Annotated in this window: 19 protein-coding genes; 12 read left to right on the forward strand and 7 right to left on the reverse strand. The window is 43.0% G+C overall.

The annotated features are described in order from the left end of the window. Positions 1 to 115 precede the first annotated feature (115 nt). The 6 genes from RMY64_RS33165 to RMY64_RS33190 all read right to left on the reverse strand — a co-directional run bounded on the left by RMY64_RS33165 (position 116) and on the right by RMY64_RS33190 (position 8024). Positions 116 to 349 carry a hypothetical protein gene (locus RMY64_RS33165; protein WP_322672180.1) on the reverse strand — a complete coding sequence of 78 codons (234 nt, stop codon included), beginning with the start codon at positions 347 to 349 and terminating at the stop codon, positions 116 to 118. 44 nt (positions 350 to 393) lie between these two features. After that, entirely contained in the window at positions 394 to 2871 is a 2478-nt protein-coding gene (locus RMY64_RS33170) for a filamentous hemagglutinin N-terminal domain-containing protein (RefSeq protein WP_322702271.1), read from the reverse strand. A 309-nt stretch (positions 2872 to 3180) separates the two neighbouring features. Further along, on the reverse strand, positions 3181 to 3519 hold the full coding sequence (locus RMY64_RS33175) for a hypothetical protein (RefSeq protein WP_322672178.1): 339 nt from the start codon (positions 3517 to 3519) through the stop codon (positions 3181 to 3183). A gap of 517 nt (positions 3520 to 4036) precedes the next feature. Beyond that, the gene (locus RMY64_RS33180; RefSeq protein ID WP_322672177.1) at positions 4037 to 6499 is read right to left on the reverse strand and encodes a filamentous hemagglutinin N-terminal domain-containing protein; all 2463 of its coding nucleotides are present in this window, start codon (positions 6497 to 6499) and stop codon (positions 4037 to 4039) included. A gap of 168 nt (positions 6500 to 6667) precedes the next feature. Beyond that, the gene (locus RMY64_RS33185; RefSeq protein ID WP_322672176.1) at positions 6668 to 6994 is read right to left on the reverse strand and encodes a hypothetical protein; all 327 of its coding nucleotides are present in this window, start codon (positions 6992 to 6994) and stop codon (positions 6668 to 6670) included. A 202-nt stretch (positions 6995 to 7196) separates the two neighbouring features. Then, the gene (locus tag RMY64_RS33190) at positions 7197 to 8024 is read right to left on the reverse strand and encodes a carbohydrate ABC transporter permease (protein ID WP_322672175.1); all 828 of its coding nucleotides are present in this window, start codon (positions 8022 to 8024) and stop codon (positions 7197 to 7199) included. A gap of 181 nt (positions 8025 to 8205) precedes the next feature. On the opposite strand from RMY64_RS33190, the gene RMY64_RS33195 reads away from it, so the two are divergent. The 5 genes from RMY64_RS33195 to folE all read left to right on the forward strand — a co-directional run bounded on the left by RMY64_RS33195 (position 8206) and on the right by folE (position 13133). Beyond that, positions 8206 to 8904, forward strand: a complete 699-nt coding sequence (locus RMY64_RS33195; RefSeq protein ID WP_322672174.1) for an aldehyde oxygenase (deformylating) — start codon at positions 8206 to 8208, stop codon at positions 8902 to 8904. A 130-nt stretch (positions 8905 to 9034) separates the two neighbouring features. Then, the gene (locus RMY64_RS33200) at positions 9035 to 10054 is read left to right on the forward strand and encodes a long-chain acyl-[acyl-carrier-protein] reductase (protein ID WP_322672173.1); all 1020 of its coding nucleotides are present in this window, start codon (positions 9035 to 9037) and stop codon (positions 10052 to 10054) included. Between the two features lie 189 nt (positions 10055 to 10243). Next, positions 10244 to 11224, forward strand: a complete 981-nt coding sequence (locus tag RMY64_RS33205; RefSeq protein ID WP_094349744.1) for an acetyl-CoA carboxylase carboxyltransferase subunit alpha — start codon at positions 10244 to 10246, stop codon at positions 11222 to 11224. A 362-nt stretch (positions 11225 to 11586) separates the two neighbouring features. Beyond that, positions 11587 to 12312 carry an SDR family oxidoreductase gene (locus RMY64_RS33210; RefSeq protein ID WP_322672172.1) on the forward strand — a complete coding sequence of 242 codons (726 nt, stop codon included), beginning with the start codon at positions 11587 to 11589 and terminating at the stop codon, positions 12310 to 12312. A gap of 113 nt (positions 12313 to 12425) precedes the next feature. Beyond that, positions 12426 to 13133 carry a GTP cyclohydrolase I FolE gene (folE, locus tag RMY64_RS33215; RefSeq protein ID WP_322672171.1) on the forward strand — a complete coding sequence of 236 codons (708 nt, stop codon included), beginning with the start codon at positions 12426 to 12428 and terminating at the stop codon, positions 13131 to 13133. Positions 13134 to 13225: 92 nt separating this feature from the next. Here the strand turns inward: folE and RMY64_RS33220 are convergent, their stop codons facing one another. After that, positions 13226 to 13855 carry a phosphoribosylanthranilate isomerase gene (locus tag RMY64_RS33220; protein WP_322672170.1) on the reverse strand — a complete coding sequence of 210 codons (630 nt, stop codon included), beginning with the start codon at positions 13853 to 13855 and terminating at the stop codon, positions 13226 to 13228. A gap of 114 nt (positions 13856 to 13969) precedes the next feature. On the opposite strand from RMY64_RS33220, the gene psaK reads away from it, so the two are divergent. The 7 genes from psaK to RMY64_RS33255 all read left to right on the forward strand — a co-directional run bounded on the left by psaK (position 13970) and on the right by RMY64_RS33255 (position 21337). Beyond that, the gene (psaK, locus tag RMY64_RS33225; protein WP_322672169.1) at positions 13970 to 14224 is read left to right on the forward strand and encodes a photosystem I reaction center subunit PsaK; all 255 of its coding nucleotides are present in this window, start codon (positions 13970 to 13972) and stop codon (positions 14222 to 14224) included. Between the two features lie 340 nt (positions 14225 to 14564). Then, positions 14565 to 15761, forward strand: coding sequence for a site-2 protease family protein (locus RMY64_RS33230; RefSeq protein WP_322672168.1), 1197 nt, complete (start codon positions 14565 to 14567; stop codon positions 15759 to 15761). A gap of 283 nt (positions 15762 to 16044) precedes the next feature. Next, complete coding sequence (der, locus tag RMY64_RS33235) at positions 16045 to 17415, forward strand: ribosome biogenesis GTPase Der (protein WP_322672167.1); 1371 nt, start codon at positions 16045 to 16047, stop codon at positions 17413 to 17415. Between the two features lie 200 nt (positions 17416 to 17615). Then, positions 17616 to 18533: an energy-coupling factor transporter transmembrane protein EcfT gene (locus tag RMY64_RS33240; protein WP_322672166.1), complete on the forward strand. Its 918-nt coding sequence runs from the start codon at positions 17616 to 17618 to the stop codon at positions 18531 to 18533. 862 nt (positions 18534 to 19395) lie between these two features. Beyond that, a complete protein-coding gene (pipX, locus tag RMY64_RS33245; protein WP_069068710.1) occupies positions 19396 to 19674 on the forward strand; it encodes a transcriptional coactivator PipX in 279 nt (92 codons plus the stop codon). Then, positions 19671 to 20339 (forward strand): YggS family pyridoxal phosphate-dependent enzyme, encoded by a 669-nt coding sequence (locus tag RMY64_RS33250; protein ID WP_322702272.1) that lies wholly within the window; start codon positions 19671 to 19673, stop codon positions 20337 to 20339. The genes pipX and RMY64_RS33250 overlap by 4 nt, the downstream gene beginning before the upstream one ends. A gap of 392 nt (positions 20340 to 20731) precedes the next feature. Next, positions 20732 to 21337: a cell division protein SepF gene (locus tag RMY64_RS33255; protein WP_322659462.1), complete on the forward strand. Its 606-nt coding sequence runs from the start codon at positions 20732 to 20734 to the stop codon at positions 21335 to 21337. Positions 21338 to 21401: the final 64 nt, after the last annotated feature.

Consider the following 21401-nt stretch of genomic DNA (forward strand, 5'->3'; position numbering starts at 1 on the left):
AGAAGTTGGACTTTAATACACATAATCATGATTCTGTCAATGCGTAAGTCCTAGTTATTTCGGCGTACCCATTTGTTATTTCGGCGTACCCATTTGTTATTTCGGCGTACGCAGTTTATCTTTCAGTCTTTGGAATTGCTGAGAGTAAGGCACGGAGAGCGTTGTTAACAGCTTCTGATGTTTTGAATATCTCAGCGACATCAGCATCAAGAGTAACTGTCAAAGGAGCTTTTTCTTGCTGACTAGCAAAACGGTTGGGCAAGGCTTTGCGATAGTCAAAGTTATACTCTGGAAGCAAGTCAATCGCAACAAGAGCAGCAATTGCGTAGGTGTAGCCAGCCGTAGGCATCGCGGATGACTGCAAAGTTACGAAATATCGCCATATCTCAAATTTTAATGAGCAGCGCAAGATGTATTGGTGAGCGATGAATTATGGGGCGATTGTGTGGGTACTTGAGCAACCAGAACTACGTTCCCATTGGCATCTATTACCCAGCCTTGGGCTTCTACAATTTGAGTAGGTTCATTGACAAAATTAACTTTCTGTAATTTTTTTTCTGTGTTTCTCTGCGCCTGAACAACGGCTCTTTTCTGAATACCGCCAGCACGATTCTGATTCTCTGGAGGGAGCGCGATCCAATCTGCTAGTACAGCATCATCAGCTATCAATGGCTCCGTGGGATCGGCTACTACTCCTCCACGTCCAGTGGTAATAAATGAACTTCTTGCTATTTTTCCACCAGAACTACAACTAGCAACAATTTGCCGCGAAGCATCAACCAGATTTACGGGCAATTCTACTAATCCTTTACTGGGGTCAGCATCTGGTGAGTTGATTTGTACTGTACCGTTTAATGAAGGGTTTTGCTGAGAAAATGCCGTGATGTCATTTGTTGGCAGGTTATTCGGGTTTGTTTGGCCTGTTGGGTCAAGTCTCTCTACGTCTGCACCTGTGCGAGGCACAAAACCAAAAAGGTTCTTAGCAGTGATTGTGATTTTACCACCAGAGCCAGAGAAGCCGTTGGCGGTGATATCGCTATTTTCTAAGGGAGCGGCAACAAGGAAGCCATTTGGTGTTTTGATGGTAATATTACCGCCATCTCCATCACCTCCGGCATTAGTAGATATTTGACTATTGCGGTGCATCAGTAATAAATCCCGCACCTGTAGCGCAATATTACCGCCCTTACCTAACTCACTATTAGATGTAAGTTTTCCTTTATCCAGCAGGATAGAGCGAGCGTTTATATTGAGTTCGCCTGCTTGACCTAAATTGGATACACTCCCTTGAGAGTTGAAATCGTTTTCAGCCTCACTGCTCACAGTTATTGCAGCTCCATCCCGGACAATCAATTGCTTTGTAGTTACTATTAAGTTGCCGCCATCTCCAGACCCTTTAGTTCCAGCAAACAACCTACTGAGCTTAGAACCATTTGGTGAAGTTCCACTTACTTCTACCAATTCAGAGGCGTTCACTGTCAAATTTCCTGCATATCCTGTGGCTGGTATAAATTGATTTGACTTAATAAATAGTATTGCCGAAGACTCTGCTGATACCCCTGCTCCCCCCTGGATACGCAACATTTTGGTATTTATAGTTATATCACCAGCATTTTTCTCACCAGCGCTAAACAATCCGCTGGGTAGTAAATCAGTACCATCTGGCAATGGCGTGATAGTGCCGCCGATCAGTTCCACCGAATCTGAGGCATTTACGATTAATTGACTCGGTAAACCCGAACCACGATTATACATTAATACTTGTGCTCCACCCCTGACAATCAACTTCGCGGTAGCGATCTGTATGTTTCCAGCGTTTCCAGTTGAGTCTGAGTCAGTCCCACTTGACAATATTGCACTACCGTCAAGTTCTAGAGACTCGGCGGCAGTCACTATCAAATTCCCTCCTTGTTGCGATCCTAAAGTGTTAGCAGAAATCTGTGAGCCGCCATTAAGCAGTACGCGCCTGCCTTGTATTTGGATATTACCGCCACCATCGCCACTACTATCTACAATAGATTGATATGTGTTAGAACCATCAGTTCGCTGGATGAATTGAATATTCTGGAAATTCTGAACACCTTCATACCCTAAACTCCAGCCTTGGTTTGTAGGATTCAGACTGACCAGACTATTGCCAGCGACACTTCCTAGCTCAATTCGTCCCGACTCTGCTGTTAAATTTCCTCCATCCAGGGTGATATCATTACCTACAAGTGCCAAGGTTTTGCCTTGCTGCACCTGTAGACCAACAGGTGTTTTTAAGAAGGAACTGGTTACGCCACCTGGACTTGCTTGGGATTGATTGTGGATCGTTCCTGGTGTAGCTCCAAATTGTAAGCCAACGGGAACACTGACTGTCAGAAGGGGTGTGGTTTGGCGATCTGTGGCGCTAAAGTTAGTACCATCGGCAAAATTCAGACTACTTGCTGTACTTGCCACGAATGAACCGCGAATGTCTAGAGACGCATTGGGGCCAAAAATAATCCCGTTGGGATTAATTAGAAAGAGGTTGGCATTACCGTTAGCTCGAAGTGTACCATCAATATTAGAAACAGACTTGCCTGTTATCCGAGCAATGACGTTATCAATATTTGCCGCATTGTTAAAGTAAGCTGTACTGCCAGTGAGAACAGAAAACTGTTCAAAGCTGTGGAACAAGTTTGTACCATGAGTTGCCCCACCATCAATTTGGTCAGTAGGCTTACCATTGATTAGCGTGGGTGTAACAACTGAATTTTCCGATCCCAAAGTGTCATCTCTGACAATCTGAGCCAAAGCATAACTCTCAGAGAAGGTGAGCGCTCCAGTAATTCCTAAAGCACTCACTAATCCTAACTTCCAGTACCAAATAGTTCGGCTTTGAGCCATTATATAATTTGCACCAAAAAACAATAGTTTAGTGAATTACTGCTCATTACTAATTATGATAATGAAACTGTGAGATGATCTATTCAGCCTAACTTCGTGAGTATAAAAATCGGTATTTTCATATTCAATTAAATGGGGGCTTTTAGCTGCTCTATGAAAACCACATCCTTTAGAGCTGATTCGTAAAGAAAATCTTAAGGGTACTCAACCCATTACTAGGTCTGAATTTCAGCGAATAAATGCTGTATTGATTTAAATTACTGAAACCCTTATTAGACAAGTACTTTACTTGAGTTTACAAATTAGCTCTTAGCAGTAGCAGCCTTTAATACTTTGGTTTGTGGGGCAAGGGATACACAATAATTTATTCACTAGCATTAATTCCTGTTTTGTCCCTCCTATAATTTCTGACAAAAATTTCTTGATTTGCTCATTATCAACAGTATTACCATGTTGAATTTTATTTATATCTATACTGCATTGAAACTTAATTTTAAGAATTTTGTCTCCTGATATAGAATACTTTTCGAGTACTTTGTGAAAGTTAGAATTCTCCAGTATCTCACTTATTTCCTGCTGAATTTCGTTTTGTATCTGCTGTAATATTTCAGCATCTATAACTGTTGACTGTCCTGTTTGAGATTCCATGAATTTTGCTCTCCTTGCAGACTGATAAATGTGTGAACTTATTTTATGATGTACTAAATTAACGTGAGTTTGATTAGTACAGTTTGGCAACGAAGGAATCAATAATACAAAGTCTAGAGTGGTATGAAAGCATTAGGTTTCTAACGCTCTTGTGAACTCTGATAATTATGACTTCAGCTTGGCTAGTTATAATTACGTATTGTGTAACAAAACTTCATATATTTCTGTCGGATTTTCTTAAAGGATTTATGAATCTGGCTACTCACCGTTGATTACTTAGAGAATTGAGTAATTAATACTTCCTCAAGTCTCACACTCTGCTTACGGTTTAGATAAGCTTACAAGCTTTATTAAGGCGATGAAGGTTATTACAAAGTAGCGATGTGATGGGCTAGGCTAATGCGCCACACCTGATTTGAGAAAAAAGCGATCGCTCATATAAAGTTCATTGCAAAGATAGCGATGTCTACGACGGTCTACGCCGACGCACCAACAAAAGTTATGAGAATCTCAAATTTTAATTAGCACCGCAAGATGTAGCAACGAGCGAAGAGTTATGAGGCGATGCAGTAGGTACTTGAGCAACCAGAACCACATTCCCATTGGCATCTAGAATCCAGCCTTGGGCTTCTACAATTTGAGTAGGCTCATTGACAGAATTAACCTTCTGTGATTTTTCTTCTGTGTTTCCCTGCGCCTGAACAACTGCTCTTTTCTGAATACCGCCAGCACGATTCTGACTCTCTGGAGGAAGGGCGATCCAATCTGCCAACACTGCATCATCAGCTATCAATGGCTCTGTGGGATCGGCTTGTATTCCTCCACGCCCAGTAGTAAAAAATGAACTTCTTCCTATTTTTCCACCAGAACTACAACCAGCAGCAATTTGCTGCGAAGCATCAACCAGATTTACAGGTAGTTCCACTAATCCTTTACTGGGGTCAGCATCCGGTGAGTTGATTTGTACTGTGCCACTTAATGAAGGGTTTTGCTGAGAAAATGCAGTGATATCACTTGTTGGGATGTTATTCGGATTTATATCTTTTGGATCGAGTCTCTCCACCTCTGCACGGGTGCGTGACACAAACCCAAAGATATTCTTAGCAGCGATCGCGATTTTACCACCAGAACCAAAGTTGGCGTTGGCGGTAATATCGCTATTTCCGAAGGGAGTAGCGACGAGGAAGCCATTAGGTGCATTGATGGTGATATTACCGCCAGTTTTATCACCTCCAGCATTAGTAGAGATTTGGCTGTTGCGACGCATCAGTAACAAGTTCCGCACCTGTACCCCAATATCACCGCCCTTACCTGACTCACTATTAGATGTGAGTTCTCCTTTATCCAGCAGGATGGAACGAGCGCTTATATTGAGTTCGCCTGCTAGACCGAAATTGGATACACCCCCTTGATAGTTAACATTGTTTCGAGCTTCACTGCTCACAGTTATTGCCGCCCCATCTTTGATAATTAATTGCCCTGTAGTTAAGGTCAAGTTGCCGCCATTTCCAGGCCCTTGAGTGCCAGCAAATAAGCTACTGAGCCTAGAACCATTTGCTGAGGTTCCGATTAATTCTACGGACTGGGAGGCGTTCACTGTCAAATCTCCTCCATTTCCGGTAGCTGGTATAAATTGGTTAGAAAAACGCCCAAGTACACCCTCAGAACTTGTTGATATTGCTGCCCCTCCCTCGATACGTAACTTTCCAGTATTAACTATTATGCTGCCAGCATTTTGAGCGCCATAAGTTGCACTAAATAATCCACTGGATATTAAATCACTACCATCTGGCAAAGGAGAAATGGGGATACCTGCAATTAGTTCTACGGAATCTGAGGCGTTGATGGTCAATTGCCCGGCCAATCCCGAACCAACATTGAACATTAAGACTTGCGCTCCATCTTTGGCAATCAACTTTCTGGTAGTAATATTTATATTCCCAGAGTTTCCAGTGTCGAAAGTTCCAGTAGACAAGAACGTATTTAGTCCAAGTTCTACAGACTCGGAAGCGTTCACTGTTAAATTTCCTCCTGGTTGCGCTCCCAGGGTAAAAGCCAAAATTTGTGAACCGTCAGTTACCAGTACTCGTTGTCCTTGCAGGTGGATATTACCGCCACCTTTGCCACTGGTATCTACAGTAGATGGAATCTCACTTTGCTGGGTGAGTTCGATGTTCTGAAAATTTTGAACACCTTCATATCCTAGCGCCCAACCTTGATTCGTTGAATTAAGACTGACCAAACTATTGCCAGCAACGCTTCCTAACTCAATTCTTCCCCCACTTGCTGTTAAATTCCCGCCCTCTAGCGTTATATCGCCGCCTATAAGTGCTAGGGTTTTGCCTTGCTGCACCTGTAGACCAACACCTTGTCCGAAGGTATTAATTGCATTATTAGGACTTGCTTGGGATTGATTGCGGATAGGTCGAGCATTTGTTCCGAATTGTAAACCTATAGGAACACTTTCTGTGAGTAGAGGTGCAGTTTGAGGTGATGTAGCACTAAAGTTTGTACCATCAGCAAAGTTCAAACTACTCGCCGTACTAGCCACAAATGAACCGCCAATATTTAAAGAAGCATTAGGCCCAAAAACGATGCCGTTAGGATTAATCAGAAATACGTTGGCTGTGCCGTTAGCTTTGAGAATGCCATCTATATTAGAAACAGAATTGCCTGTCACCCGACTGATGATGTTCTGAATATTGATTGCATTGTTAAAATGGGCTGTCCTTCCCGCAGAGATAGAAAATTTTTCAAAGCTGTGGAGCAAGTTTGTACCACGAACTGCTCCACCATCGATCTGGTCTATAGGCTGACCATCGATTAGCTTTGGTGTAATGATTGAACTTTCAGATCCAAGTGTGGCATCTTTTTGAATTTGAGCTAGAGCAAAACTCTCAGCAAAAGTGAGCACTCTAGCAATTACTAAAGTACTCACTATTCCTAACTTCCAGTGGCAACTGCTTCGATTTTGAGACATGAAAAACTGGCGCTCAAAACATCAGAGTTTATTAAAATACTGCTTTTTGCTAAGTAGTGATGTTAGTACGCTGATGTTATCTTTGTAGCCTAGCTACTACATAAAAGCAAAGTTTAGTATTTTTACATTCACTAGAATAAACTCTTTGCAGTCCGAAGATAAAATTATTTAGCAGTTACAGCCTAAAGGGCTACCAGTTGATGGACAAGGGATACACAATGCTTTTTTGACTAACACAATTTCTGGTATTGAAGGTCTTGAAGTTTCTGCCAATAATGCATTGGGTTGCTGTTCATCAAGTGCATCATCAGATTGGAGTTGATTTGGATCGAGATTACACTGCCAATGAATTCTCAAGACTCTATATTCTAATAAGCCGTACTTTTCAAGCACTGAGTGTAAGTCAGCGTTTTCTAGGCTTTCATTCATTTTCTGCTGAATTTCTTCTTGTAACTGCTGTAATATTTGAGGATCTATGACTTGTTGAGAACTCATGAGTGTTTTCGTTCCTGACGGGAGGTGTATAATTATTGCTTCAGTTTAGTTAGCAATGATTACGCTCAGTGTCATAAAAGTTCATAATTTTCCTGCGAGATTTTCTTTACAGCTATTTTTAACTAATACCAATTCAAATTATTTCTTGTCGAGTGGGCATCTCTAGTAACTAAAATCGGGCTTCCACTTACCGCCTTCCCCACTAATTCTTAATCCCTGTCGCAGCAATACCCTGAAGAAATTGACGCTGACCGATGAGAAATAATACCATCACTGGAATTGTGGCTATTGTTACTGCTGCCATCATCAAGGGCCAATTATTCGTAAATTGCTCCTGAAACTCAGCCAATGCTAGTTGCACTGTGCTTAATTCTGGTCTTGTCGTAAATACTAGAGGCTTAAATAAATCATTCCACTCACCGATGAAGGTGAACAAAAACAGCGTTAGCAAGGCCGGACGGGCTAAAGGTAACATCACCCGCCACAAAATTTGCAGTCGGTTCGCCCCATCTATCGCTGCGGCTTCCTCTAACTCTACAGGAATTGTCTGGAAATACTGACGTAATAAGAAAATCCCATATCCGCTAACCGCAGTGGGTAAAATCAGCGCCCAGTATGTATTTATCAGGTGTCCCCACTTCAACACCAAAAAGATGGGAATCACCAATAACTGAAAGGGAATCACTAAAGTTGCTAAAACGACTAATAACAGTGCTTGGCGTCCCCGAAACTTCAACCGTGCTAGGGCGTAACCAGCTAAAGCAGAAGTGACAATCTGAAACGCCGTCACAGCGATCGCTACCAAGGTAGAATTAGCAAACGCGAGCAAAAATTTTCCTTGTTGCCACGCAACGCGGTAATTTGCTAAAGACCAGTTATTTTTGAACAAATTTTCTGGGCTGGCGGATGTCGGTGCAAAGGAGGTGAGAAAGACCACAAACAATGGTAGTAAAACGATAAATGCCCCTAGCAGTAAGATTACTAGGCTCAAAAAATCGCTAGATTTCAGATTCGAGTTTGATTTGAACATAAACTTAAACTGCAAAGCATTTATTTCGCTAGTACTAGAACATTGCCCCCAGCAACAATTAATCTATAAACATAGTCTACTTGTTAAGTTAAATTAAACCACAGTAATTGTTACTCTTAGTTCATAGGGAAAATCAATACTTGGTGTCAAATAACTCAGGTTTACAGGAGTAAAGATAACTATGCAGCAGCTTGCAGACCAATTTAAAGAATTAGATTTCAAGAGCGAAACATACAAAGATGCTTATAGCCGGATTAATGCGATCGTGATTGAAGGGGAACAAGAAGCCCATGAAAATTACATCACATTAGCCCAACTGCTGCCAGAATCTCATGATGAATTGATTCGCCTCTCCAAGATGGAAAGCCGACACAAGAAAGGATTTGAAGCTTGTGGGCGGAATTTGGATGTCACCCCAGATTTGCAATTTGCCAAGGAATTTTTCTCTGGACTACACCAAAATTTCCAAACAGCAGCAGCGTCCGGGAAGGTCGTTACTTGTCTGTTGATTCAGTCTTTGATTATCGAATGTTTTGCGATCGCAGCATATAACATTTACATCCCCGTTGCCGATGCTTTTGCCCGCAAAATCACGGAAGGAGTAGTAAAAGATGAGTATAGCCACCTCAACTTTGGAGAAGTTTGGTTGAAAGAACACTTCACAGAATCCAAAGCTGAACTTGAACTTGCAAATCGCCATAACCTACCCATCGTCTGGAAAATGCTCAACCAAGTAGAGGGTGATGCCCACACAATGGCAATGGAAAAAGATGCTTTAGTAGAAGACTTTATGATTCAATACGGTGAAGCATTAAGTAACATAGGCTTCACGACTCGCGACATCATGCGCTTGTCAGCCTACGGACTCATAGCCGCTTAAAAAAGTTAGGAGTGAGGAATGATTAGTGAGAAATTATGAATCGTACTCCTAACTCCTAACTCCTAACTCCTAACTCCTAACTCTACTAAATTCCACGCCCTCAAGACAGCATAAGCCTAATAATCACTACATGTTTGGTCTAATTGGACATTTGACTAGTTTAGAACACGCTCAATCGGTAGCTCAAGAATTGGGATACCCAGAATATGCCGATCAAGGGCTAGACTTTTGGTGCAGCGCCCCACCGCAAATTGTCGATAGCATTATTGTCACCAGTATAACTGGGCAACAAATTGAAGGACGGTATGTAGAATCTTGCTTTTTGCCAGAGATGCTTGCTAGTAGGCGCATCAAAGCTGCAACACGCAAAATCCTCAACGCGATGGCCCATGCACAAAAGCATGGCATTAACATTACAGCTTTAGGCGGATTTTCCTCAATTATTTTTGAAAACTTTAAGTTAGACCAGTTTAGCCAAGTCCGCAACATTAAACTAGAGTTTGAACGGTTCACTACAGGAAACACACATACTGCCTACATTATTTGTAAGCAGGTGGAAGAAGCCTCAAAACAATTGGGCATCGATCTGTCAAAAGCGACTGTTGCTATATGTGGCGCAACTGGAGACATTGGTAGTGCAGTTACCCGCTGGCTAGATGCGAAAACAGATGTCAAAGAACTTCTGTTGATCGCCCGCGACCAAGAACGCCTCAAAGAACTGCAAGGCGAACTGGGGCGAGGAAAAATCATGGGTTTGACAGAAGCATTACCTGAAGCTGACATTGTAGTTTGGGTTGCGAGTATGCCTAGAGGCGTGGAAATAGACCCGGCCACTTTGAAACAACCCTGTTTATTGATTGATGGTGGCTATCCGAAAAACTTAGCAACAAAAGTTCAGCATCCTGGTGTATATGTGTTAAATGGTGGGATTGTCGAGCATTCCCTGGATATTGACTGGAAAATTATGAAAATCGTCAATATGGATGTGCCAGCCCGCCAGTTGTTTGCTTGTTTTGCCGAATCAATGCTGCTGGAATTTGAGAAGTTATACACGAACTTTTCCTGGGGACGGAATCAGATTACCGTAGACAAAATGGAGCAGATTGGTAAGGTATCAGTGAAACATGGATTTAGACCGCTACTGGTTTAGTCATTGGTCATTGGTCATTGGTCATTAGTCATTGGTCATTAGTCATTGGTCATTGGTCATTAGTCATTAGTCATTAGTCATTAGTCATTTGTTATTTGCAAAGGACAAAGGAGAAAGGACAAAGGACAAAGGACAAAAGACAAAAAACAAAGGATAGATAACTTATAACTCGTACTTATAAACCCTACGATGGCAACTACCGAGCGTAAACCGCTACTGTTAGATTTTGAAAAGCCCCTAGCAGAACTTGCAACCCGAATCGATCAAATTCGGCAACTTGCAGAAGAAAATGGCGTAGATGTTTCTGGTCAAATTCGTCAACTAGAAGCACGCGCCATGCAACTACGTGAGGAAATTTTCACTAGTCTATCCCCGTCCCAGCGATTACAAGTCGCTCGTCATCCGCGTCGCCCCAGTACTCTCGATTACATTCAGGCAATTAGTGATGAATGGATGGAATTGCATGGCGATCGCTGTGGTGGTGACGATCCGGCTTTAGTTGGTGGTGTTGGTCGTCTAAGTGGGCAACCTGTGGTGATGTTGGGCCATCAAAAAGGGCGCGATACTAAAGACAATATTGCCCGTAACTTTGGAATGCCTTACCCTGGTGGCTATCGCAAAGCTATGCGATTGATGGAACACGCTAACAAGTTTAGTATGCCAATACTAACCTTTATCGACACACCAGGAGCTTGGTCTGGGGTAGAAGCAGAACACCAAGGTCAAGGAGAAGCGATCGCCTACAACTTACGGGAAATGTTTTGCTTAGATGTGCCAATTATCTGCACAGTTATCGGTGAAGGTGGTTCCGGCGGCGCACTTGGTATTGGTGTAGGCGATCGCTTACTCATGTTTGAACACTCCGTTTATACCGTCGCCACTCCCGAAGCCTGCGCTGCAATTTTGTGGAAAGATGCTGGTAAGGCTCCCCAAGCCGCTGTGGCGCTAAAAATTATTTCCCACGACCTGAAAAAGTTGGGAATTATCGACCAAATACTGCCTGAACCCACTGGTGGCGCTCATTCCGACCCCTTAAAAGCCGCTACTACTCTTAAGCAAGTGCTGATGGAAAACTTAGACGAACTCAATCGTTTAACCGCTCCAGAACGCCGCCAACTGCGCTATGAAAAATTCCGCAAAATTGGTGTCTTTACAGAAGTTGCCCACTAAAGCAACTCTATAATGATAGATTAGCAAAACAGGAATGCTATAATTGCCTATGTGCTTAAAGATTTTTAACAATCTAGCCATAGGCATTTGCATTTTTTGCAAGTCTACTCAATTTGATTGAGTGGATTTTGTATTATGTAAATAATCTAATTTGAATGTACGATGTACCGCGTGGTTTTCCAGGCAACAATTTGTTGTCTTTACTGTTAAAAACCACAATATGGTTACTATTGTGCTGCATCATAACATCTGCTTAATGAAAATCATCAGATTTTTAGATTCCTTTAATCTATCCAAACCGAGAAGTGTGAATAATGGGGTGGTAATAGGCTTTGGGAACTGCCAAAACATTGGGAGACACTATGAGTGTTGAGCAAAAACGACGCGCCCTGATTACTGGGGCCAGTAGTGGAATTGGGAAAGCAACAGCTTTAGCCTTTGCAAAAGCGGGAATAGATGTTGCCTTAGTCAGCCGTTCTTTGGATAAGTTGGAGGCAGTAAGAGAAGCCGTAGAGCATACTGGGGTGGAAGCGAAAGCTTACGCTGTAGATTTAGCGCGGATTTTGGAAGTCAAAGACAAGATCCAAGCGATCGCCCTTGACTTTGGTGATATAAACATTCTGGTAAACAATGCTGGCATCGCTTATACAGGCGCTTTGAGCGAAATTCCCCTAGAAGACTGGCAGCAGGTAATTGACTTGAATCTCACCAGTGTGTTTCAGTGCATTGTGGGGATTTTACCTTCAATGCGCGATCGAGGCACAGGCACAATTATCAACGTCGCCTCAATTGCCGCCAAGCAACCCTTTCCCGGTTGGGGAGCATACAGCGTCAGCAAAGCTGGTTTGATAGCCCTCTCTCAAACCCTGGCACAAGAAGAACGCATTCACGGTATTCGTGTCACAGCTATTTGTCCCGGCGCAGTCAATACCGAACTTTGGGATACAGAAACAGTCCATGTCAACTTAGACCGTTCCAAAATGTTAACCCCGGAAATTGTGGCTCAATCAATTCTCTACACAGTTCTGTTACCACAACAGGCAGTGATTGATGAATTGACTCTGATGCCCAGCGCTGGCGCACTCTAAATTAGTCCTTCGTCCTTTGTCTTTTGTCTTTTGCAAATGACCAATGACCAATGACCAATGACCAATGACTAATGACTGATGACTGATGACTAAACCATAACCAAGACTGAATCATGACTATTGCTAGTTCCAACGGTTCCAATTGCTCTCAATCGCCTCTGATTCCCGATTTGGCAGAAGCCATAACTCCTAGACCCGATCGCAACACCCACAACGGGCGACAACCGGATGTGTTCCCGCCAACAGAGGAACAGATGGAGGAAATGAAAGACGCCGTGCGGACACTAATACTGGGAGTTGGCGAAGACCCCGAACGCGAAGGACTCCTAAAAACACCCAAACGAGTAGCCGAAGCAATGCGGTTTCTGACCAGTGGCTACAACCAATCTCTTGAAGAACTTGTTAACGATGCCATCTTTGATGAAGGGCATAGCGAGATGGTACTTGTTAGAGATATTAACTTCTTTAGTCTGTGCGAACACCACATGCTGCCATTTATGGGTAGAGCGCACGTTGCTTATATTCCTAACCAAAAAGTTGTTGGACTGAGTAAGCTGGCCCGGATTGTTGAGATGTATTCCCGTCGCTTACAAGTACAAGAGAGACTAACCCGCCAAATTGCCGAAGCAATCCAGACCATTTTAGAACCTCAAGGCGTTGCTGTAGTGATGGAAGCTAGCCACATGTGTATGGTGATGCGTGGCGTCCAGAAACCAGGTTCTTGGACTGTCACGAGCGCAATGCTTGGTGTATTTCAAGAAGACAACAAAACCCGCGAAGAATTTTTCAACTTGATTCGCCACCAACCAGCATTCTTTTAATAAATGGGGAGTGGGGTTAGGGGAGAGGTGACAGGTAACAGGTGACAGGGAATAATCTGTACCCTGTTACCTGTACCCTATTGCCTTCTTCACTACCTCCTCCCCAACTTCTCAAACAACTTGGCTACTTTATCTAAATCCTTATCTCCTGGTGTCCGTTCCACACCACTAGATAAATCAACGCCGCTAGGATTAACCTGATTTAGGGCTTGCACAATATTATCGGCTGTTAATCCTCCTGCTAAAAGCCAAGGACAACTAGGGCTAAATTGCTCTAGCATCGTCCAATCTAAAGTTTTGCCTGTACCACCTAGTTGTTGCGGATGGTAGGCGTCAAGTAGCAAAGTATCTACAAATTTGGTGTAATCAGCCGTTGTGTCAAGATGCTCAAGACTACGAATTCTCAGTGCTTTAATAATTTCGACATTGGGTAAAGCTTGACGTAATTGGTAGCAAAAATTTGTTGATTCATCTCCGTGCAACTGCACACCAGTCAATCCAGAATCAGCAACTATCTGACTGATTTCAGGGATACTAGCGTTGGCAAAAACCCCAATTGTGTCAATATTTGCTGGGAGTTCTGCCACTGCTGCCCGAATTTGGGATTTAGTCACGTAACGAGGTGAGTTTGGCACACAAATAAATCCTAATGCCGTTGCGCCTAGAGAGGCGATCGCTATAGACTGCTGTGGTTGAGTGATGCCGCAAATCTTAACGCGCATAAAAAATTTAACAACAAATTTAAAATAATATCAAGAAAGTCTAAACTATCCGAAAAACTTTTGTGCCTTGGTAATTTTATAATCTTGTAGGTCTATATTTTAGGAGACAAAAGCTTGATTTCATCTATTTTACTAGCAGCAGCTGAAACTGTTCCCGCAACACCCGCGTGGAATCCCACAGTAGGAATCATCATCAGCATCAGTAGCTTAGTAATAGTTTTACTAAGTACTAGGATTGAAAAACCCTTAGTTGGACCCAAGTTCCCTATCCTGCCGATTAGTATTCCAACATTCGTTGCAGCGATGGCTTTTGGTCATATTATCGGCGTTGGCATTGTTTTAGGATTGACTAACATCGGTCGTCTATAGTTTTGTGATGACAGAGGTGTTACTATGTAACCCCGCTATCGATGCAAAACTCCTAAAAATGATTTTGGGCAGGGGGAGTAGGGGGTGAAGAAGGGAATAGGTTACAGGGTAAAGAGTATAGATTATTCCCTGTCACCTGTTACCTCTCACCTTTACCTTAACCTCATGCCCAATTCCCAATTCCAGAGTTTTGCTCACAGGCATTAATTGTCTATTCTAGAAATAAGAGCATTTCGTCACTTGTTACTACCGAATCGATACTCAATATAGATGTGTATAGGAACAAAGGAAGTATTTCGGTATAAAAAGTACTGGCGATATCTAGTTTTAGGGCAATGTAATGCAAACAAATTGGAGAATTGGGTCATTATTTGGAATTCCCCTGTTTTTAGACCCGTTATGGTTTGTGATTTTAGGGTTGGCAACCCTGAATTTTGGGGTAGCTTACCAGGAATGGGGGCCTGTTATAGCTTGGAGTGCTGGAATAGTTATGGCACTGCTGCTATTTGGTTCGGTGCTATTGCATGAGTTGGGTCATAGCTTGGTAGCCCGATCGCAAGGTATTAGAGTTAATTCAATTACCCTATTTATGTTTGGCGGGATTGCTGCCATTGAAGAAGAATCTAAAACTCCTTTTAAAGCCTTTCAAGTAGCGATCGCTGGGCCTTTGGTGAGTATCATCCTATTTGTCCTACTCCGTCTGGCAGCTTTTCTGATTCCTGATACTAATCCCCTCAGTGTCATGGTTGGAGATTTAGCGAGAATTAACTTAGTAGTGGCTCTATTTAACCTGATTCCTGGCTTACCTCTAGATGGGGGCCAAGTGTTAAAAGCAGCACTATGGCAAATCACAGGTAATCGTTTTCAAGCCGTACACTGGGCTGCAAGGGCTGGGCAAATATTGGGTTATGCTGCGATCGCTTTCGGATTTGTTGTAGACTTCGTCACCAGAGAGTTAGTAGTTGGTTTGTGGATTGCGCTGTTGGGTTGGTTTGCTGTCCGCAACGCTAACACCTATGACAACATGACTACATTGCAAGAAAGCCTGCTCAAGGTGGTGGCGGCCGATGCAATGACTCGTGACTTTCGCGTAATTGATGCTGACCAGACATTACGTTCCTTTGCCGATTTATACCTCTTAGAAACCAATCCCTCACAAGTTTATTTTGCTGCTTCTGATGGACGTTACCGGGGTCTAGTTTCCATTGACGATTTCCGTTTAACCCAAAGGAGTGAATGGGAAACCGAAACCTTACATAGCATAGTGCATCCGCTGACAGAAATACCTACCGTTGCAGAGTCAACAGCGATCGCTGAGGTAATTAACAAGCTAGAAAATGAGCAGTTACCGAGAATTACCGTCCTTTCTCCGGCTGGTGCTGTAGCTGGTGTAATCGATCGGGGAGATATTGTGCGATCGCTGGTAGAAAAGTTAAATTTGCAGATAACCGATGCTGAAATTAAGCGCATCAAGGAAGAAGGTAGCTATCCACCAGGGTTGCAACTGGGAGTAATCGCGAAATCAACTACAAATTAAACGTCATACCCTCGTCATAGGTTTGCAATAGATACGTCAAAAGCGTGTGTGATATTTAATTTGGTATTTGGTTACAAAATGCTTTTTTTGGGTAAAAGGTAGGAAAATTTCCTACCTTTTTTATTTTTCAAAGTATGGTATTACCAAACAGCCCACACTTCGGCTGCGCTCAGTGACCGTCGTAGACATCGCCTCAGATGATGGGAAATTATTAAAACTTCAAGTTTAAAGCGAGTAAAATGTAAGTACGTGATATACTACGTCTCTCACTTACCCTGGTTTTATGGCACTGCCAATTGTTGCAATTATCGGACGCCCAAATGTGGGCAAATCCACCCTGGTTAATCGACTCGCCGGGGAACAAACGGCGATTGTCCATGATGAACCGGGAGTGACACGCGATCGCACTTATCTACCAGCTTTCTGGAATGGTCGCGAATTTTTAGTGGTAGACACTGGTGGTTTAGTTTTTAATGATGATACCGAATTTTTACCACTGATTCGCCAACAGGCAATGACAGCCCTTGCAGAAGCATGTGGCGCTATTTTTGTCGTCGATGGTCAAACAGGCCCCACATCGGCAGATTTAGAAATCGCCGAATGGATGCGCCAACAACCCGTACCTGTACTACTAGCTGTAAATAAATGTGAATCCCCAGAACAAGGCTTAATGCAAGCTGCCGAGTTTTGGGAATTGGGATTGGGCGAACCTTATCCCATCTCCGCGATTCATGGCAGTGGTACAGGAGAATTACTCGACGAGTTAGTTAATCACATCCCTGCTATTGAAGACATTCCAGAAACGAATGAAATCAAAGTAGCAATTGTGGGACGCCCGAATGTGGGCAAATCGAGCTTACTCAACTCTTTTGTCGGGGAAGAAAGGGCAATTGTCAGCCCCATTTCCGGCACAACCCGCGATGCTATTGATACTGTCATTGAACGAGCCGGACAAACCTACCGCTTGATTGACACCGCCGGCATTCGTAAAAAGAAACACATCGAATACGGCACAGAATTTTTTAGTATTAACCGGGCTTTTAAAGCGATTCGCCGCGCTGACGTGGTTTTATTAGTAATCGATGCTTTAGATGGAGTCACCGAGCAAGACCAAAAATTAGCTGGGCGGATTATCGAAGATGGTCGAGCTTGCATCATCGTCGTTAATAAGTGGGATGCAGTCGAAAAAGACTCTTACACAATTTACGATTACGAAAAAACTCTGCAATCACGGTTACATTTTACCGAATGGGCAGAAACAATTTTTGTGAGTGCCTTGTCAGGACAACGGGTAGAAAAGATTTTAGAATTGGTGAAAACGGCGGCTGAATCACACAAACGCCGTGTCAGCACATCAGTGATTAACGAAGTCTTAACAGATGCCGTTAGCTGGCATTCACCGCCGGCATCCCGTGGTGGGCGTCAAGGGAAGATTTATTATGGTACACAAGTAAGTAGCCAACCACCAACGATCGCACTATTTGTCAACGACTCGAAACGCTTCAACGACAACTACCGCCGCTACATTGAACGGCAATTTCGTCAACAGCTAGGATTTAAAGGCACGCCAATAATTTTGCTGTGGCGGAGCAAGAAAGTCCGTGATGCCGAAAGTGGTAATGTTAATAGAGCAACTCGCGTCAAAATAAGTTAGGAGACGCGATGAATCGCGTCTGTACAAGAGAGATGCGATTAATTGCCTCTGTACAAGAGTTATGAGTTAAAGTCAAAATTGCTAACTATAGAACCCTATCGACTTGAGTTTGATAACGGCAGAAGATGAAAGTTATGAGTTAAAGTCAAAACTCCTAACTCCTCACTCCTAACTACTCACTCTTAACTCCTAACTCTAAAATGGATTTATTGCGATCGCTGCCACTTGGACTTTATTTAGAACAACCCCAAACTTGGCTGCATAAAATCGATCCGCGAGTCAAGTTCGCTTGGTTGATGAGCTTTTTAACTAGCTATGTTTTAGCCAACAACTTTTGGCGGGTGCTGCTGGTGGTAATTTTGATTATTGCCACCTTGATTGCCAGAATTCCCCGACGTGTATGGCAGCAGCAAATGGGTTGGCTATTAATGCTATCTTTTTTTGTGCTAGCGATCGCAGCCATTAGTCCTGATGGATTGGGTGTAGATTATCAGTCACGTCTGCCAGCGAATGAACAAATATTAACGCAGCCAGCCAACTCTAATAATATTCAAGAGCCACCAGCCGAGAAAAAAGCATACAGCTACGTGCTATTTCATAAAGGCCCGGTTAAAGTAACTCGCTACTCATTGAGTTTGGCAGTACGCCTGAGTACACTTATATTTACCGTCATTTACAGCACTAACCTCTATCTGCTGACAACCGCACCAGAAGAAATCACATCTGGCATAGAAAGCTTAATGCAACCCTTGCGACGCTTCAAGTTGCCTGTCACAGAAATTGCTTTAACTTTAACCTTGTCCTTGCGCTTTATTCCCTTGGTTTTAGAAGAAGTGCAAAACTTATTTCGCTCCGTAATGACAAGGGCAATTAATTGGAAAAAGCTGGGATTGAAAGGAGCATTCAAGGTTTGGATGACAGTTGCAGAGAGACTTTTAGAAAATCTGCTCTTACGAGCCGACCAAATGGCAAATGCCATGATGGTGCGGGGTTTTACCAGTCCCAATGAGCATCGAGTCCAGTGGCACGATTTACGATTAAAAGGGCGTGACTGGCTGGCGATCGCAACTTTAATCTTATTCTGGGGAATACGGCTAGCTATCGGAACTCAGGCGTAATTTTGCACCGAAAAAATGGTAAGAGGTAATACAGCAGAATTCAGAATTCAGGAGTCAGAAGTAAAACATTAAATTGCCGTCTCTACCAAAGACTAATTATTGTAGAGACTGCGATTCATCGCGTCTCTTGCCTTAACCGAACAGTATTGAGCTATAAGTAACAATATGGTAGGGTAATTTAAATAGCTACCCAGCCATAAAATTGATCCCCTACCATTTCCTGTAGATTTTAGCTATTAACCAGCCTTACGCGAACACTACAAACTAATCTTAAGATTTTCGATCGAGTACCCTTATAAATCTCTGCACAATGCTCAGGCACAAATTGCACCACTGAAAATACTGGATAATCAATAGACCTTTTGCATAAATGATAGTTTTCTTCCAGTACCCAGTACCCAATCCCCATTACCCCTTATCCCCAGAGGGAACCCCACCTTCCCCAATTTTGTGCCATTGGGCAACAGTTGTGGCAGTATGGAAAGAAGTTGAAAAATTCGCCGTTGCCGTTGGGAACTTCAAAGGGTGTTTTTCCTTCTCACGTCGAACTTTCAACCAGAGGAGCGGCAATGTTTTGTGCCTTGTCCCCACAGATTGCTAAATTGAAGTCACCAAAGCAGATGGTGATATTTGTCAAACAGCCTCTACTTTTTGAATCTACGCTTCGCGGCTTCTGTTGTACCATTGCGCTTCACTACCACTAGCTTCATCTGCCCATTAGGAACTAGATCGAGGTCTTCGTAACCGCAGCTTCGCATTTTAACCAAATATTCTGACGAATGTTGGTATTATCGTCTGAATGTTTGGAATTCACTGCGAAAAGATATATATACTTCCACCTTGACTACACCTTGACTCTTAAATGAATCCAGAAAACGCAGAAACTTACATAAACCATCCAACTTGGGGTTTACTCTACAAAATCTGTATGGTTGATGAGAACCAGGATTTGTTCACCACACTTTATGCCCAGCGCTTATTTTTTTTGGTGGCAAATGACGTTAAAGGTGTTAAATTCCAGTCTCTAGGACGTACTGAGGCAAGAATGATGTTGGAAAATCGCTTACGTACCCTGCGGCGCAGTGGGCATTCTCAGGAGTACGATCAGCTTCAGAGTGTTTTCCAGCGCACCTTCCAATGAACAGTTCGATTTCCGAACGTATTGTTACTATTCGCTCCTCACTGCCAACTTCAGTCAAATTGATTGCTGTTAGCAAGCAAGTTTCTGTCCAGGCCATTCGCTCTGCATACAACGCCGGAATTCGTGATTTCGGGGAAAGTCGTATCCAAGAAGCTGCCAGCAAACAAGCCGAGTTGCAAGACTTACCGGATATTACCTGGCACTTTATTGGACATTTGCAAAGCAATAAAGCCAAAAAAGCCATTGAGCATTTCCCTTGGATTCACTCCGTGGATAATTTGAAGCTGGCACAGCGCTTAGACCAATTGGCGCAACAGCTAGGAGTGAGTCCCCAGGTTTGCTTACAAGTGAAAATTCTCCCCGATCCCAACAAGTCTGGTTGGAGTGTGCCAGAACTTTTGGCTGATTTACCCACACTCAATCAATACAAAAATTTACAAATTCAAGGTTTGATGACAATTCCGCCTTCAGGATTAAATAATTCTGAAATTCTCAGTGTGTTTAATCGCAATCGTCAGCTAGCCAAAGAAATCCAGGAGCAAAACTGGTCGCATATTAAAATGCAGCACCTATCTATGGGTATGTCAGGCGACTACGAACTAGCAGTGCAAGCAGGCGCAACGATGGTACGATTAGGAACCATATTGTTTGGCGATCGCTCTTAGCCGATTAATCATCAGCCTTACTCTTGGGTATTAATAGAAATTAATAGAAGCTAAGGATTTGATGACAAGAATTTTGTAACAGACTGGTGCAATCGGAAACAAAGGATATAGTATTGACAAGAGCAATAGCCAAGAGAAAATGGGGTATAAAGAAGTTTCCTTCGGATAAACCTTAGGATATAATCTTGACTCATTATTGTGTTTGGGCGATGCACAGACCTTTCCAATAAGTGTCAGTTCATCGCCAAAACTCGTAATATAGGCTACAACTAGCAATAAAGTTGCTGAAGTATCCATTGATGTAGCGTATACCGCCGTAGGCATCGCTCTTAACTCAATCAATCCTCAGCCAAGTCAATGCAGGCAATTCGCATCAGGAGAGTACACGCACCATGAACAACATATTTTCCAAACTCAGAGACTTTGTGGGTCTAAATGAGCAAGTAGAATACGAGTATTACGAAGAAGAACCAGAAACAGATAATAATAATTACCAAAATCTGTATCAGCAAGAAAATCCCCAGCCAGCACCACAAGAGAGTCCAGCCGCTCAAAATCGACGCTGGCGGGAACCAGTGCCTACAATGGGAGATGATATGACAGCAGGTTCAAAGCCAATGGGGAATGTGATTGGTATGCCAGGAGCAATTAACGGAATTTCGGAAGTTTTAGTACTCGAACCACGCACCTTTGAAGAAATGCCCCAGGCAATTCAAGCGTTGCGCGAACGCAAGTCAGTGGTATTAAATCTGACAATCATGGACCCAGATCAAGCTCAACGAGCAGTAGATTTTGTTGCAGGTGGTACTTACGCACTAGATGGACATCAAGAGCGCATCGGTGAGAGCATCTTTTTGTTTACACCAAGTTGTGTCCAAGTTAGCACCCAAGGTGGCGTTCTTCATGAAGTACCACAACCACCAGTACGTCCCTCTCGTCCGACAACAGGTACTCCAAATCAAACCTGGGGCAACGAAACTAACCGGATGGCACAATAAAGTTAAATTAGTATTTAGTCCTTTGTCCTTTGTCCTTTGTCATTTGTCCTGGGTTTTGCTCATG

The organism is Nostoc sp. DedQUE08 (assembly GCF_034530895.1).
In the GTDB taxonomy this organism is placed as follows: Bacteria; Cyanobacteriota; Cyanobacteriia; order Cyanobacteriales; family Nostocaceae; genus Nostoc.

Excerpts from the sequence above, each read along its gene's own strand:
- RMY64_RS33250 (WP_322702272.1), top strand. The coding sequence starts at position 19,671 with ATGAACAGTTCGATTTCCGAACGTATTGTTACTATTCGCTCCTCACTG.
- RMY64_RS33200 (WP_322672173.1), top strand. The coding sequence starts at position 9,035 with ATGTTTGGTCTAATTGGACATTTGACTAGTTTAGAACACGCTCAATCG.
- RMY64_RS33175 (WP_322672178.1), bottom strand. The coding sequence starts at position 3,519 with ATGGAATCTCAAACAGGACAGTCAACAGTTATAGATGCTGAAATATTA.
- RMY64_RS33255 (WP_322659462.1), top strand. The coding sequence starts at position 20,732 with ATGAACAACATATTTTCCAAACTCAGAGACTTTGTGGGTCTAAATGAG.
- RMY64_RS33180 (WP_322672177.1), bottom strand. The coding sequence starts at position 6,499 with ATGTCTCAAAATCGAAGCAGTTGCCACTGGAAGTTAGGAATAGTGAGT.
- RMY64_RS33210 (WP_322672172.1), top strand. The coding sequence starts at position 11,587 with ATGAGTGTTGAGCAAAAACGACGCGCCCTGATTACTGGGGCCAGTAGT.
- RMY64_RS33195 (WP_322672174.1), top strand. The coding sequence starts at position 8,206 with ATGCAGCAGCTTGCAGACCAATTTAAAGAATTAGATTTCAAGAGCGAA.
- RMY64_RS33220 (WP_322672170.1), bottom strand. The coding sequence starts at position 13,855 with ATGCGCGTTAAGATTTGCGGCATCACTCAACCACAGCAGTCTATAGCG.
- RMY64_RS33240 (WP_322672166.1), top strand. The coding sequence starts at position 17,616 with ATGGATTTATTGCGATCGCTGCCACTTGGACTTTATTTAGAACAACCC.
- RMY64_RS33230 (WP_322672168.1), top strand. The coding sequence starts at position 14,565 with ATGCAAACAAATTGGAGAATTGGGTCATTATTTGGAATTCCCCTGTTT.
- RMY64_RS33190 (WP_322672175.1), bottom strand. The coding sequence starts at position 8,024 with ATGTTCAAATCAAACTCGAATCTGAAATCTAGCGATTTTTTGAGCCTA.
- RMY64_RS33165 (WP_322672180.1), bottom strand. The coding sequence starts at position 349 with ATGCCTACGGCTGGCTACACCTACGCAATTGCTGCTCTTGTTGCGATT.
- pipX (WP_069068710.1), top strand. The coding sequence starts at position 19,396 with ATGAATCCAGAAAACGCAGAAACTTACATAAACCATCCAACTTGGGGT.
- der (WP_322672167.1), top strand. The coding sequence starts at position 16,045 with ATGGCACTGCCAATTGTTGCAATTATCGGACGCCCAAATGTGGGCAAA.
- folE (WP_322672171.1), top strand. The coding sequence starts at position 12,426 with ATGACTATTGCTAGTTCCAACGGTTCCAATTGCTCTCAATCGCCTCTG.
- RMY64_RS33170 (WP_322702271.1), bottom strand. The coding sequence starts at position 2,871 with ATGGCTCAAAGCCGAACTATTTGGTACTGGAAGTTAGGATTAGTGAGT.
- RMY64_RS33185 (WP_322672176.1), bottom strand. The coding sequence starts at position 6,994 with ATGAGTTCTCAACAAGTCATAGATCCTCAAATATTACAGCAGTTACAA.
- RMY64_RS33205 (WP_094349744.1), top strand. The coding sequence starts at position 10,244 with ATGGCAACTACCGAGCGTAAACCGCTACTGTTAGATTTTGAAAAGCCC.